General features: G+C 58.3%; 11 protein-coding genes. 8 read left to right on the top strand and 3 right to left on the bottom strand.

Features of this window, described 5'->3' with window-relative positions; genetic code table 11:
* Window positions 1-22 precede the first annotated feature (22 nt).
* Window positions 23-1,219 (bottom strand): ABC transporter substrate-binding protein, encoded by a 1,197-nt coding sequence (locus BCA01S_RS31950; RefSeq protein WP_027780376.1) that lies wholly within the window; start codon window positions 1,217-1,219, stop codon window positions 23-25.
* Between the two features lie 545 nt (window positions 1,220-1,764).
* Complete coding sequence (locus BCA01S_RS31945) at window positions 1,765-2,601, bottom strand: alpha/beta fold hydrolase (protein ID WP_027780375.1); 837 nt, start codon at window positions 2,599-2,601, stop codon at window positions 1,765-1,767.
* A gap of 478 nt (window positions 2,602-3,079) precedes the next feature.
* On the opposite strand from BCA01S_RS31945, the gene BCA01S_RS31940 reads away from it, so the two are divergent.
* The 8 genes from BCA01S_RS31940 (at window position 3,080) to BCA01S_RS31905 (ending at window position 12,899) form a co-directional block, all read left to right on the top strand.
* Window positions 3,080-4,480: an MFS transporter gene (locus BCA01S_RS31940; RefSeq protein ID WP_244146090.1), complete on the top strand. Its 1,401-nt coding sequence runs from the start codon at window positions 3,080-3,082 to the stop codon at window positions 4,478-4,480.
* Between the two features lie 129 nt (window positions 4,481-4,609).
* The gene (locus tag BCA01S_RS31935; protein ID WP_027780373.1) at window positions 4,610-5,152 is read left to right on the top strand and encodes a 2,4'-dihydroxyacetophenone dioxygenase family protein; all 543 of its coding nucleotides are present in this window, start codon (window positions 4,610-4,612) and stop codon (window positions 5,150-5,152) included.
* Window positions 5,153-5,295: 143 nt separating this feature from the next.
* Complete coding sequence (locus BCA01S_RS31930) at window positions 5,296-6,519, top strand: alpha/beta fold hydrolase (protein WP_027780372.1); 1,224 nt, start codon at window positions 5,296-5,298, stop codon at window positions 6,517-6,519.
* A gap of 256 nt (window positions 6,520-6,775) precedes the next feature.
* Window positions 6,776-8,311, top strand: coding sequence for a sugar ABC transporter ATP-binding protein (locus BCA01S_RS31925; protein ID WP_027780371.1), 1,536 nt, complete (start codon window positions 6,776-6,778; stop codon window positions 8,309-8,311).
* Complete coding sequence (locus BCA01S_RS35830; RefSeq protein WP_042320115.1) at window positions 8,308-9,294, top strand: ABC transporter permease; 987 nt, start codon at window positions 8,308-8,310, stop codon at window positions 9,292-9,294. The genes BCA01S_RS31925 and BCA01S_RS35830 overlap by 4 nt, the downstream gene beginning before the upstream one ends.
* Window positions 9,287-10,327 carry an ABC transporter permease gene (locus BCA01S_RS35825; RefSeq protein WP_052369561.1) on the top strand — a complete coding sequence of 347 codons (1,041 nt, stop codon included), beginning with the start codon at window positions 9,287-9,289 and terminating at the stop codon, window positions 10,325-10,327. Before BCA01S_RS35830 ends, BCA01S_RS35825 begins: the two co-directional genes overlap by 8 nt.
* Before the next feature lie 173 nt (window positions 10,328-10,500).
* Complete coding sequence (locus BCA01S_RS31910) at window positions 10,501-11,742, top strand: sugar ABC transporter substrate-binding protein (RefSeq protein WP_084167049.1); 1,242 nt, start codon at window positions 10,501-10,503, stop codon at window positions 11,740-11,742.
* A gap of 224 nt (window positions 11,743-11,966) precedes the next feature.
* Complete coding sequence (locus tag BCA01S_RS31905) at window positions 11,967-12,899, top strand: alpha/beta hydrolase (RefSeq protein ID WP_027780369.1); 933 nt, start codon at window positions 11,967-11,969, stop codon at window positions 12,897-12,899.
* A gap of 243 nt (window positions 12,900-13,142) precedes the next feature.
* On the opposite strand, the gene BCA01S_RS31900 is transcribed toward BCA01S_RS31905, so the two are convergent.
* Window positions 13,143-14,060: a LysR family transcriptional regulator gene (locus tag BCA01S_RS31900; RefSeq protein WP_027780368.1), complete on the bottom strand. Its 918-nt coding sequence runs from the start codon at window positions 14,058-14,060 to the stop codon at window positions 13,143-13,145.
* Between the last annotated feature and the right edge of the window lie 706 nt (window positions 14,061-14,766).

Genomic DNA, 14,766 nt, shown 5'->3' with positions numbered 1-14,766 from the left:
TTTATTGAAGGTGAATGGACGACTATCGGGGAGTGATGGGCTTGGCGATTGCGACGTCCGCGGGATAGACGGTCACAAGTTTTCCCTGCTGCCACTGCATGAGATTTGTCGTCGCGAGCTGGTTCTGCCCGTCGTCGGCGAACTGGAAGCCCCATCCTGCGGCCGTCGTTCCAGTCGCTTTCCTGTAGGCCAACACGGCCTCGCGAATCTTGTCCTTGTCCGTTGAATGCGCACTGGCCAGCACATCGAGGAATGCCTTTGCACCCACGTAGTTCACGAGACTATGGCCCGAGCGTGGCTCCGAGCCAAACTTCTTCTTATACGCGGACGCAAATGCATCGAGTCCTGGAGCGCCTTTCGGGTTGATGGAAACTTGCGGAAAATCGACGTCGTACGCCCCTTCGATCTGAGCGCCAAGCGATTTCGCGGTATCGCTCAACGAGTATCCGCCGCCAGACCCGATAACCGCTTTGGGCTTATATCCTGCTTGTGCGGATTGCCTGAAAAAGAGAATCGAATCGTTCTGGTACGAGGTCTGCAAGACGACATCGGCGTCGGCGCCCTTGAGTCGGAGAATCAACGACGAAAGGTCAACGCTCTTCGCCGAATAAGGCAGCACTTCGACTACATTAAGTCCGGCCTTCTTCGCGCCTTCCTTCTGGTAGCCGCTGACCAACGTTCCGTATGGACCGTCCTCCGCAATAATTGCGACCTTCAAGGTCTTCGGGTCGACGTTCAGCGCCGGTGCAATTACCTTGACCACCGCCTCGACCGAACGGTCAGCGAAATTCCTGGCCGTAGCATTGCTGCGGAACAGATACTTGAAGCCCCGCGCTGTGATGTTGTCGGAAACTGCGCCCAACTCGAAGTACGGCACGCCAGCAAGTTCCGTCACCTGCGTTGCAGCCGATGACACCGCGGATGAGTAGCTGCCGAAAATGGCGGTGACGTTCACGACCGAAGTTAGCCGACGCGCTTCGCCTACCGCCTGGTTTGCGTCTACGGCATCAGCCTTCACCAGCACGATCTTGCTGCCATTGATGCCGCCGGCGGCATTGCGCTCGTCGACGGCCAGTTCGACCCCTCGAAAGCTTTCGTCGCCCAACAGCGCAAGGCCGCCGCTGAATGGGTACATCGCTCCGATCTTCAGATCCGCCGCGTGCGTTCCACCTGCCAGCAGGCCGCTGATGGCGCCGACGGCGCAGATGAGGATTTTCATTCTTGAGCGCAATTGTATGTCTCCTTTATGTGAAGCGCTTCATATTTGAAAGCATTGAGCCACGGACTGCAACCGGCTGGAGGCCGTTCCGCAAGAAGCATCGCACACGAGCGCATCCGGCTTCCCGATGATGGCGAACCGTGTGATGTCTATGAAACCCTTCAAATCTGGCACGGACTCATGTGCGACTGCCGTTGTCGAGATGTCATACTATAGAAATGAAGCGCACTTAAAAAGCGTTTTCGCGCTTCGTAGCGAGCACTACGTGTAAACACCGATCTTCGTTCGAGCAGATCTCCCGGTGCATGGTGAAAAGCTTCTTATGAAGCGTTTCATATAACGCACGCGCATCGCTATGCGTGGCCAGCCGCCGAGGCCTGTCGGCGGCGTCATTCAGGGTTTGCGGAGGCGGCTTTGGAAGAGCCAGTCAGCACAAAGTGACCGCAGCAGCCCGTAGGGAAACCGCGCCAGGCGGCTTGCGTAGACGACCGGGATTACCGCGTGCAAACCCACGCCGGCCATCAAAGCCGCCGCGCACCGCGTCGTCAGACGCGCGGATCCAGGTAGAAGTTGATGATTGCAGGAATAACCTGCTCGGGCGCCTCGAGGGTCGGGCTGTGACCGATCTTGCTGAGCCGCATCAGCTTGGCGCTCGGCAGCTCGCGCTTCATTTCGTCGGACCATGCAGGTGGCCTCGGCATGTCTTCTTCGCCATTGATGATCAGCACCGGAATCCTGATGGACGGCAACAGGTGTACCGAACTCTCACGATGCATGACGCCCTTCATCGCCGGACGCAGCGATTTTGGCAACGCCGCGATGCGGTCTCGCCAGTAGGCCACCATTTCCTGCTTTTCCGGATCGTGGCGGGTAGTCTTGCCGAACATCACTTCCATGGTCATGTCGAGAATTTCGCCTGTAAATCCCTTTTCGCCCGCATCGACGACCCATTGCGCGAATCGTGCGCCCTGCTCCGGGGGCTCGCCGCAAGCCGAGGAGCCCGCGACGACCAGGGACCGGAAGAGCTCCTGCCGGCGAGCAATGAGTCGAAAGGCCACGTCTCCGCCCATGGACTGCGCCATGACGTTGATCGATTTAAGGCCCATCCTGTCGATCAATGCCTCCATGTCATCGGCGCACTTGTCCATGGTGATGATATCGACAGCGTCGAGGGCACTTTTGCCCTGCCCTCTGAAATCCGGACGGACAACCCGGAATTTGCCCGCAGCCGCCTGAACAAGGCCGTCGAACATTGTTCCGTCCAGAAAGCACGAGTGCAGGCACAGTACGACTGGAAGGTCCGTTTCGCCGGTGTCCTCGACCCATAGGGTCGTGCCGTTCACTTCCATGTTCTTCCCTTGAGACCTCGTAATTTCCGACATGTCGCGCTCCTTCAGATGAACTGTTAGGTAAGGCGGGGAGGTACCCCGCCCTGCTCCGACGACTTTCCTCGGACGGAAGCCGTCAGCGCTATTAGCCGGCCCGGCGGCCAACGGCCACGTTGCGCCGACCGGATTGAATCGCTTCACATTCAAGCTCTGGCGCTCCCATGCGCAAATATTTTTAAAGGCGCCGACCGTCAACGTCACCGTCTTTTGAAGCGCTTTCAGACTGACACTGCCGGTTGACCGAGTCAACCCCGGCGTATACACCTACCAAAGAGAAGTCATCGGGCAGTCATCGCTAGGGAAAACCCCCTTTGCAGATTCCTAGTTCAGCGACCAAACTTGAAGCGCTTCAAAGAGAGACGTATGACACCTCCGTCAAGGCGCGGACATACGTCGCTTTTATGAAGCGCTTCATCAATAGCAAGGCACCTGCTTTTGTAACCGGGCGACATGCGGCGCCAAGGTCGAAGATATGGAGGATGCAATGGAGACAGTAGATAAAGGCGTCGGGTCGGGCCGACTCGCCGCGCCACCGAAAAGACGGATGGTGGCTCCCGAATCATGGATGGCGCTGTTGTTGTTGTGGCTGGTGTACGCGATGGATGCCAACTCGCGTCAGATGCTGTTTGTCGTCTTGCCATCCATCACCAAGGAGTTTGGCACAAGCGCAGCAACCATAGGTCTGTACGCGACGATCATCACGATGTCGACAGCGTTGATCGCCATCCCGACCATGATCTGGGCCGATAAGGGCGGCCATGGCTGGCGGAGGAAGTATCGCCATCTGCCGATCGTTATCGGCTACACACTGTTCACCTGTCTGACCGGCTTGAATCTCCTGACTGCGTCGATTGGCGTGCTGGTCGCGCTGCAGGTGCTTTCTCACGCCTTTGGTGGAGCGGGCGAATCTATCGAAGTGACCTCACTCGCCGAATGGTGGTCCAAGGAGCGCCGCGGTCTTGCACTCGGTATTCATCACACGGGCTATCCGTGGGGCACGCTGATCGGCGGCTTTGCAATTAGCGCGCTGTTGAGCATCTACGGCCCGGAAAACTGGCGCATCGCGTTCCTGCTCTTTCCGATCCCGATGGTCATCGTGTTCGCCTTGTACTGGTGGTATTGCAGCGAAAAACGCTACGACAGGTTCCACGCCCACGTCACTGCGGCTGGTGAAACACCACCCTTGTCCCCCGACCTCGAGCACGGCGCCGGTGCACCCAAGGGATCGTTTGGCGTCGCAATGAAAAATCCGAATATCTCGGTCATTGCACTGGTCTCGCTGCTTGCCATCGTGGGCTATTTCGGCATCAGTTTCTGGCTACCCCAGTACCTTGCGTTCGTCGCGCACTACAACTTCGCCGAAGCCGCCGCATACAGCGTGCTGTTCACCATAACCGGGGGCGTCGGCCAGATTGTTTGGGGGTGGATTTCGGATCGTCTTGGCAGAAAGCTGTGCCTGATGATCGTCTTCATCTGGCTGGCGGTCGGCATGCTGCTGTTCAAGTATTCGTACATGAGCCTGGGGACCCTCGTCGCGATCCAGCTCTTTGCAGGGTTTGCACTGAACGCTCCATACACTCTCGTTTATGCGATTGCGTTCGATTCGACCAAGCCAGGCACCACGGGGATCGCGGGTTCGATTATTAACGTTGGTATCTACCTGGGTGGCTTCGGTCCGTTCGTGATCGGCGCATTGATCGGTGCAGGTGGTGGCTTCGGGCACGCGGGCGGCTACAACAATGCGCTGTATTTCATCGCAGGACTGATGGTGATCGCGTTTTTCCTGACGGCGTTTTTTACCCGTGAGACGACCGGCTGGTTTCGCAAGCACGATCGCGCTCTGGTGTCGAAGACCGTCTGCAATGTCCAGTAGCAACGCAGTCAATGCGGTCAATAACCCCCGAAGCGCACGACGCTCCATCAAAAAGTCCCCGGCGCTCGCGACGCGCGGACCGGCGTGAGCGTAGCAACTTCAACGTATGAAGAGTTAAAGGAGCAGAGCATGTCCACCGTATCGGAAAAGCGCGGCGATGAAGCTGCGGTTCCCTATCAACTTCCGCAACCAGCATTCATGTCCCCGGACATTGTGCATCTCGGAGTTCTCGATAAATGGCTCGAGGACGACAAACTGTGGGTGCCAATGACAAGCACGGTGTCGTTCAAGCCGCTGCTTCTTTGCGCGAGCCAGGGCTACTACGTGAATCTCCTTCGCGTCCGGCAGTCGGGCGTGCTGTCGCGTCACCGGCACACCGGTCCTGTCCATGCGATGGTGCTCAAGGGGCGTTGGTATTACCTGGAGCATGACTGGGTCGCAGAACTGAACTCCTACGCGCACGAACCGGCAGGTGAAACGCACACGCTTTTCGTTCCCGAAGACGTCGAAGAGATGATCACCTGGTTTCACGTGACGGGAGGCTATACCTACGTTGATCCGCAAGGCGTGGCTGTCGGCTATGAAGACGTTTTCACGAAGATCGAAGCGGCGCGCAGCTACTATGAAGAGATCGGCCTGGGCGCGGATTACGTCAAGCAGTTCATTAGATAAACCCTCGATTCTTTAAAGCAGCGATCGGGAGGCGGTCGTCGGTCATCGATATCAGCGCAGGTTGTGGCAGGCGCTCCGGAGACCCTTCCCTGTCGTGAAGAAAACTGTCTCTCACAGGACACCCTAAAATCAGGAGATGCATCATGTCAAAGCTTTCTGACACCAAGTGGTGGAACGATTTCGCTACCGAACTTAACGGCGACGAGGACTGGACGCGCGCAGCGCGATACTTCGACGGTCGCATCCAGTTCAAACATGACAGCGGCTACTCTACCCTCGCCGTACTGGCCGGCAAAGTCGTTGCTGTTTTCCCGGATGGCACCCCCTTGGGCGCAGACATCGTCGTCGCGGGACCAGACGAAGAATGGCAGCGCGTCGTCGACGGCAAGATCGACTGGTTTGAGGCGCTTTCGCCTGGAATGGGCAGGCTGACGCTCGAAGGCAATACCGTCGCGGCGTGGCAATACGTCGACGTAATGGCGCGTGCGTTCGATGCGATGAAGCGTGTCGGCAAGTCGGGTCAAATCGAAAAAATCCCGTTTTCGCCGGGTCCGCGACCGTCAGGCAAGGAAACGACCGGCCACTATGTCATGGTCGATGGCATCCGCGTCTACTACGAGGAAGCAGGCGAAGGGCATCCGATTGTGTGCTTCCACGCGGCCTCGCAAGACACGCTTATGTACCGGCATGTACTCGACGGACTATCCGACGAGTTCCGGGTCATCGCAGTCGATGCTCCCGGCCACTCGAAGACGGAGTTGCCCGCAGACGGTCCGTTTCATAGCCTGACGCGTCATGCGGAATTCAACGAACACCTGATGGACATTCTCGGCCTGGAAAAGCCCGCGATCATGGGCTGTTCGATGGGCGGCAATCTGGTGCTGGAACTTGGGTCACGTCGTCCCGAGGCGTACTCCGCGATCATCTCGGCCGAGGGCGCCGATTACACGCCGACTGTCTCTGAGTTCTTCCTCGATATGCTCCTCATGAACGGCACCGAAATCATCGGCGCGTGGTCGCGCTCGATGACCGGCTATCGCACTCCGCCTGACCGGGCGAGAGAAGTCGTGTGGCAGATTTCACGCACGACGCCGGAAGTCATGCGCGGCGATCTGACTGGTTACGCGAACTTCGATAAGCGCTCGGAGGTAGGCAAGATCAAGGCGCCCGTCATGCTGCTTCGCGGCGACGCTGACTGGCTTGTCTATCAGGAAAAGGTCGAGGAAGCGGCTTCGCGCATTCCCGGCAGCAAGATCGCAGTGCTGGCCGGCACGGGTCATTATCCGATGACCGAGAATCCGCTGGAATTCTGCGACACCGTTCGCAGCTTCCTGCATGAGGCTGGTTTCGGAAAAGCCAGCCGATAGGAGCGTCTGGCGGAGCGCCGGTGACGGGTTATGTGTGCACGGGACGCTCCGTTGCCCCTTTTTCGTCGGTTCGCAACCGGAGACACGGACGTCCACATCGGCGACGTCGCTGCGCAGGCGATTTCCTCAACTCAATGCATCTGAATCTGCCTGCGTTTCGGAAGTGATCGCGGCTCGATGTATTCGCGGAAAGCGGATGGCGGCTGGACAGCAGCCTGGCGCATCGGTTTCGGCTTTATAAATTAAGGAGACAGCAGTGACGGATGCCGCATCGGTGGTTCCTACGCTGAGCGTGACGGGTCTGCAGAAGTCATACGGGCCGACCGTCGCACTCGGAGGCGTCGACCTTACTATTCTGCCGGGCGAGGTACACGCCATTCTTGGCGAGAATGGAGCAGGCAAGTCGACGCTCGTCAAAATACTGAGCGGGGTGGTGACGCCGGATTCAGGGACCGCCGCGCTCGTTGGCTTGCCATACAAGCCGCAGTCGATTCTGCACGCTCGGGCTCAGGGCGTTGCTACCGCGTTCCAGGAGTTGAGCCTTCTGCCCAACCTGACGGTCGCGGAAAATCTCGCGCTCCCTCGGCTTGAAAAAGGACGGTCGCGGCTGATTTCGCGTCGAGACAACGAAGATTGCGCTGCGGCTACGCTTGATCGATACGGGCTGCAGCTTCATCCTCGTGCGCAGGTATCGCAGCTTTCGCTTGCCGACCGCCAGCGACTCGAAATCGTCCGGGCGATGAGCAAGGGACCGAAGCTGCTCATCCTCGACGAACCTACTGCCGTGCTGTCGTCCACCGATTGGTTATTCGCGCTTATTCGCGCCGAGACGGCGCGCGGCACGTCCGTCCTGTACATCTCTCACCGGCTGAACGAGATCCGTGAGCTGTGTGCGCGCGGCACCGTGCTCAGGAGCGGCCGCAGCATCGCGACTACCGATCTTCGGCAGACGGACGATGCGGCCATCTTTGAAATGATGGTCGGTTCCAGCCTCGCGACATTCTCGCGGGACAGGTCACGAATCAATCGGGTAACCAAGTCGCGCCTCAAAGTGACCGACCTTCATGCCGGTGCAATCAAGGCAGCATCGTTCGAGGTGGCCGTGGGAGGCATCGTTGGCGTCGCGGGTCTTGACGGTCAGGGGCAAGGCGACCTCTTTCACGCGCTATTCGGTTTGACTGCAATTGAGAGTGGGACTATCAGGATCGACGGAGAAACGGTTCGAATAAAGTCGCCGTCGCAAGCGCTAAAAGCCGGCATTGAAGTCTGCCTGTTGCCGGAGGAGCGCAAAACGCACGGCATCTTTCCGACGCTATCCGTTCAGAAAAACGTCACCTTGGGGGCATTAGGCAAGGTCTCCACGCTCGGTGTAATACGACGCGCACGAGGACTGAAGTTAATGAAGAGCGTGGCGCGGGAAGTAGACCTCGCCGACCGCTACTTTAACTTTCAGATCGGCGAGCTGTCGGGCGGAAACCAGCAAAAGGCGCTACTCGCACGAGTACTTAGCACCGGCGCCCGAGCCCTATTGCTGTTTGATCCAACTCGTGGAGTCGATGTCGGCACGAAGCAGGCTATCTACGAAGCTATTCAGCGGTATGCCGCCGCCGGCGGTGCCGTCCTCCTTTACTCGTCGGAACTGTCGGAGATCGTCCAGTTGTGTGACCAATGTCTGGTGGTTTATGACGGCCGCATTGTCGCGCAACTGGAAGGCGAGGAAATAGAAGAGCGCCGTATCGTTGCAGCTGCCACGGGACATCTCGATCGTAGCAACACCGGGAGAGCAGCATGAACACCGCTACCAGAACCCGGACCCCGTCGGCTCGCGGACTGCTGACGGACGGGTTGACCACCGTCGTCATCCTCTACGTGATGCTCTACGTGGTCTACTCCCGAGTGGAAGCTGGCGCGCTCTCGGCATCCGCTTTTGCGGACCTGGTGAACAACTCAATTCCGCTTGCCATCGCCGCGGCAGGAGCGACGTTTGTAATTCTGCTGGGTGGCTTTGACCTTTCGGTAGCGGGCGTTCTCTCGCTGGTGAACGTAGTGCTGGCTACTCACCCAATGGACGGAGCAAGCGGCGCTCTGACGAGCGCGGTAATTGCAATCGCCATCGGAGCAGTAGTCGGACTCTGCAACGGATTCTTCGTGGCATACGGAGGACTTCAGTCTATTGCAGTCACGCTCGCGATGATGATTCTCACCAAAGGCCTGGCATTGGTGATACTCGATGCCCCTGGAGGCAGCGTTTCCGAGTGGATTAGCGACACGCTGACTAACAGTCTATGGGGCGTAGTCCCTGTGTCCGGGCTGGTTGCCATCGCGGTCGCCCTGCTATGGGCCGTCTTTCGGCGGACTAATACAGGCGTGGCACTTTACGCAGTAGGCAAGGACCAGACGGCCGCCGCGCTCTCGGGCATCAACGTCAAACGGACGAAGTGCATCGCCTTCGTTATGGCGGGGTCTCTGTATGGTCTCGCCGGCTTCATGTTGTCCGCGCAGACTGCCTCGGGGGACCCGAACGCTGGGTCGACTCTGTTGCTGCTTGTCTTCGCTTCTGTCGCCCTCGGTGGGACAGCCTTCACGGGCGGTCAAGGCGGTCTGTACGGCAGCATGATTGGAGCCGCGACCCTGATGCTGCTACAAAAAGTACTGTTCTCTTCTGGCGTTCAGTCCTTCTATATTGGACTGTTTCAAGGGTTCGTCATGATTGTCGCCGTCATTCTGGTTAACGTCATTACCTACCTTGCACGGAGGAATCGCCAACATGCTTAATCTGAGAGATGAGCCGGTCAAGGCCGGCACCCGGTTCGTCCGGGGCGAAGACAAGCGTGGAGCGGTGCGGCTTCAACGCGACACAGTCGGCACCATCGGCGTCTATGTGGTCTGTGTCCTCGCGTTGTTCTTTTCGAAGTTCATCAATCCGGAGTTTGGCAGCGTCCATCAGCTGCAAACGATTCTGACGCTTGCCTCGTTCCTGATCGTCATATCGTACGGCCAGGGCTTGACCGTTCTTATTGGAGGACTTGATCTTTCCATTCCCTCGGTCGTTACAGTCGGCGGGATCCTGGCGGCGGCATGGATGAGCACGCTCTCCCCGGCTGGGTTTTGGTGGCAGATTCCGGCCGTTCTGGTTGTGTGCGCCTCGATTGGAGTCCTGAACGGATTGGGCGTGACGCTACTCAGAATCCCACCGTTCATCATGACCCTGGCATCGGGCATCATCGTCTACAGCATCTGCCTTGGAGCGACCGGTGGCACCTTGAGCGGTTCCGCTCCGAATTCGCTCTCCCGGCTGATGACAGGCCGTGTCGGCGGTGTGCCTATGGTCAACCTGTTCGTGGTTCTCTTTTGCGCGACCGCGGTATTCGTGCAATCTCGCACCTCGTTCGGTCAGCGGCTCTACGCAATGGGCAGTAACGCCGCAGCTGCGAAGATTGCTGGCATGCGGACTAACGTTATTACCGTCTGCACTTATGCGCTTTCGTCCGCGTTCGCCGGTTTTGCGGGGATGATGCTTGTCGGCTATTCGAACGGCGCGACCCTGCGGATGGGCGAATCGTACCTTCTCCCGTCAGTTGCGGCGGTTGTCATTGGGGGCTCATCGATTCTTGGCGGCAGAGGGACCTTCGTCGGGACAATCGGTGGGGCCATCCTTCTGACGATATTCGACATGGTCATTACATCGCTCGGATTGGCTCAGGGTTGGAGAACCATGATTTCAGGCGGACTGATTCTCGCCGCCATTCTGCTCCAGCACGATGGCGCATTGGACTGGATCCGGTCGACGGCTAGACGACGTGCTTAGCTGAGCGGGACCCGCATCGATCGACACGACATATCGATCTACATCGCGTAGTACAACGAACTGTATTTCAAGAATCAATACGTGAATCTAACGAACCGGCCCGGGACGGAACGTCTGATTTCTGCAAACCAGAAGTGATTTCAAAAATTGGCGTTCTGCCAAGGAGACGCATCATGGAAACCCTGAAGTCTGTTGCCCAATGGGCTCGCGTGGGCACGTTCGCCGCCGCTATAGCCGCAGCCGGATACTGCGGGATCGGAACTGCTAACGCGCAAGCGAAGCCGACCAAGGACAAATACCTGATCTATCTGAGCCTCAGTTATAGCGGAAACGCATGGCAATCAGAAGCCGCCAACGTCGTGAAGGCGGTGGCGAAGACGCCTCCCTACGACAAGTTAGTGGAACTGAGGGAGGTGATTTCTGGAACGGACGTTCAGGCGCAGATTTCCGCCTATGAGAGCATGATCGCAGCCAACGCAGATGGAGTGATCAGCTTCCCCATTTCGCCGACGGCGCTCAACCGCGTCATCAAGCGAGGTTGCGAGAAGGGAACGCTGTTCTTCATGTACGACGCGACTGTGACCGAACCGTGTGCCTATAACGTGAGCTACATCACTGCTGGCTTTGGCGAGAACACCGCGCAGCAGCTGGCGAATGCGCTGCATGGAAAAGGCAACATCTTCATGAGCCGCGGTGTTCCGGGCAATTCGGTTGACAAGCGCCACTACGACGGTGCGATGAGCGTCTTCAAAAAATATCCGGGCATTCACGTCGTCGCCGAGTACTACGGCTATTGGGACGACCGTACGACCCAGCAGGAAACCGCGAAGGCGCTCGCGGCACACCCGGACGTCGACGGCATCTGGGCCGAAGCAGGCGAAGACGGTGCGATCAAGGCACTGCAGGCGTCAGGCAAGAAGCTCGTTCCCGTTACCGGAGAGAATTCCAACGGCTTTCGGCTGGCTCTTGGCAGCGGAGACATGCGTAGCAAGGGGCTGCAAGGCGTGTCCTCCGGCTCTCCTCCCGCAACCGCGGCGTTCACTTTCAAGCTGATGATGGAAGTGCTTCTGGGCAAGAGAAAGCTCGAAATCCACAACATCGAATACCCCCTGCCCTGGGTTCCCGCCGAACAGGTCAAGCTGTGCACGGGCGATAAGCTCGAGAACGGCTGCAACGCATTCCCTCCCGGCAAGGTCCCTGATTCATTCGTGACCGAGGTGTTCAATCCTCGCCTGCTTCCGGAACTTTCTCTTCGCTCGGCCTTGAATGGCGAGGCGACGGCAGGTGCAACTATTCAACCGCTGCCAGCGGACGCAGTCGTCGCTGCTCCGGGCGAGCCTGGCATCAACTGTCAGAAATGTACGCAACGCGCCGATGCCTACAAGCTAACAAAAGTGTCTGCGTCTGGCAAATAAGCGGCGACGCGGCAGTGACGCCGGCGGCTTAGCGCGGAATGGGACAAGCCGCCCGGCGTTTCGGTTGTGAAGCTCGGAGCGTTCTCCTACTTGCGGTCCAGCGCGAAACTGCAAAAGTCATCCGCAGTGTTGCGAAACAAATTCCCCAATACATCCAATAACATTCCTTACGCGAAATGTTTACCCAGGTCTCTGGGCATTGCTAACCATTGAAGGACGAAATCATGAACGAACAAGTTGCGCGCGGCGTGAAAGACTGGGCCAGGAGTCTGGAGAATCTCGGCCCCATATTGAAGGGCGAAAATAGCGATATCTCGATGACCGAGATTCGCTCGGCTTATACCGCGATGCTGGCGAAACAACCTGCGCCGGACGGCGTCCGTTTCGAAACGTGCGAACTGGCTGGCGTGCCGGCCACGCTGATCACTCCGGATAGCCTGACCACTGATGCTGTTCTGTTCTACATTCACGGAGGCGCGTATATTGTCGGCGAGCCGGGCGGTTACCATGGCATCGGCGGCAACTACGCCAAACTGCTCGGCGCAAAGGTCTACATGCCCGATTACCGTCTTGCTCCAGAACACGTTTTCCCGGTGCCGATCGACGACACGCTGAGCGCATACAAGGGGCTACTCGATCAAGGCATCCCCGCCCACCGAATCGTATTTGCCGGGGAATCCGCCGGTGGCGCGATGGTCGTTTCAATCATGGTTGCTGCCAGAAATGCGGGCTTGCCGCTACCAGCAGGAGGGACGGCCATCTCGCCGTGGGCCAATCTCGAGCACACCGGGATCTCGATGACCAATCGCGAAGGCCTCGACCCGCTCAATACCAAGGCCGGCCTCGATATGCTGGCGCGGGCGTTTCTCGGTCAGGCGTTGCCCAACCATCCGCTGGCTTCACCGGTGTTCGCGGATGTCACAGGATTGCCGCCGATCCAGGTACAGATCGGCGAGAACGAACTGATGCTCAGCGATGCAATGCGCCTGGCCACCCATCTTGGTGACAATCGTGTGCGGGTTGACCTGGAAGTCTGGCCAGGCATGTTCCACGCCTGGCATTTCTACGCGACGATGTTGCCCGAAGGCCGCCAGGCATTGGAAAGCTCAGTGCGGTTCCTAAAAACGCAGCTTGCGGCTGCACAAAGCGCGAGCTAGTGGAATGACGAAATGCTTACCGGTATCGGTGGGCATTTCACTTTGAACGCGTAGTTGCCCTTCTGCGACCGTGAGCCCCGCGTGGCGCACGAAACGCATGATCGCGAAACGTCAGTTCCCTGAGCGGAGACGTCGCTCGCTGCGCTGTCTAGCCGACAAACAGAGCTGCCCAGGGACCTCGATCGGAGTGCGCCGCCACTGTTTCTGTTTTCCGACGCCGGGATGAAGTCACGTGTTCGTGTATCAGTCTCCACGCTCCCACGGCGGTTCATCACCCCAGGAGTCGACCAGCAAGTCTATAAAAGAACGGACCTTGGGCGACAGATATCGCTTGCTTGGGTAAACGACCCGAATGGGCTCACCGTCAAACGCATACGACTCCAGCAACGGGACCAGGCGGCCCGCACGCAGATCTTCGCTGGTCAGGTAAGTGGGCAAATAGGCGATGCCAAAACCAGACAGCGCGGCAGCCTGCAGGGCCTCCCCATCGTCCATTAACAGGCGCGCACCTCCCGTGAACTGCTGGGAGTGTCCGTCGACATTAAAGGACCAAGGGCGCGGGCGCCCTTCGCTCAGGAAGAACAGGCAGTCGTGCCCGTCGAGTTCTTCTGGCCGTTGGGGCGCGCCTTTACGCGTGACGTAGCCGGGTGAGGCGCATGCCAAAACGCGTTGCCGCGCCACGCTCCTTGCCATCAGTCGGGTATCGTCCCGCGGGTTACCCGTACGAACAGCAATGTCAAAACCGTCTTCGATCAAGTCCACGAACCGATCCGAGAAACTGACAGTGGCACTCAGCTCAGGCCACTTCTCGAGAAGGCGCTCCAGTACCGGCAACACGTGACGACGTCCCAGCGTGACCGGTACGCTCACCGTCAACCGTCCGCGCGGTTCGCCGCTGCGGTGAGCCATGGCGCTCTCAGTCTCCTCGAGGTCAACAAGGATCTGCGAACTGCGCGCGTACAGTACCTGGCCATCATCAGTCAGCCTTAGACTGCGCGTTGTTCGGTGAAACAAGCGTGCCGCGAGGCGGTGTTCCAGGTTGAGTATGCGTTTGCCTACAGCGGAGCGCGTAAGGCCTAGTTTTTTCGCTGCAGATGTGAAATTGCCGCTCTCAACAACAGCGACGAACGCAACTATGTCGTTGATACTGGTAAGTTCCATACAGTGGTCCAGATCGATGCGGGAGGTACGGCTTTGATAAAAGTAACGAAGATTGCTTTGACACCTGGATCCCCCTTTGTCGACGACCGATATGTGGACGTCTCATATGAATCGCCGAGAGCGAATGGTGACCAGACAGGTAGCTTGGGATGATCCGGAACATTCCGTATGCCGCTGACAGGATGTAGATGATCAGCAGCAAGCGGTCGGATTTCATGAGAGGGTGTCTGGGTTGGCGGTCACATTTCAGAACCTGTTCGAGAATTCACCGAAGTCTACGGCATTTTTCCACGCATCGCCCTGAAGAAATGCTCGGCCCTCCGATGAAGAGGAAGTGATAGCGTTTCGCAAGTGAAACCGGAGACGGGGCCGCGTCGCTGCTACCTAAAAAAGCCTTTCATCCACTAGCGCGCGGCTCGCCCACCGTGACCTTCCGGCTTGTGTGGCAACGGAACACGCTGCTTCGAGCGACACGGAGAGGCGCGCGTCGAACTCATCCCCGCAACTGCGGGGCATCACGGCTTTTCACCTCGAACAAACCTGAGGAGTCCTGGCGTCGTAGGCGGCTGCATTTCATCCCTCGTCGCCACAGGAATGGTTGATTAACATTGACGTATGTGCAATTGCACATATAAAGTACTCGACATGCACATCTCCCGCAGCCAGCACCTTGTCGTCCTCGCAACCCTTCGAAGCCGCAGTCCTG

It is taken from the genome of Paraburkholderia caledonica NBRC 102488 (genome assembly GCF_000685095.1).
Taxonomy (GTDB): Bacteria; Pseudomonadota; Gammaproteobacteria; order Burkholderiales; family Burkholderiaceae; genus Paraburkholderia; species Paraburkholderia caledonica.
Note: the sequence above shows the minus strand (reverse complement) of the source record. Positions and strands in the feature narration are given on the sequence as shown.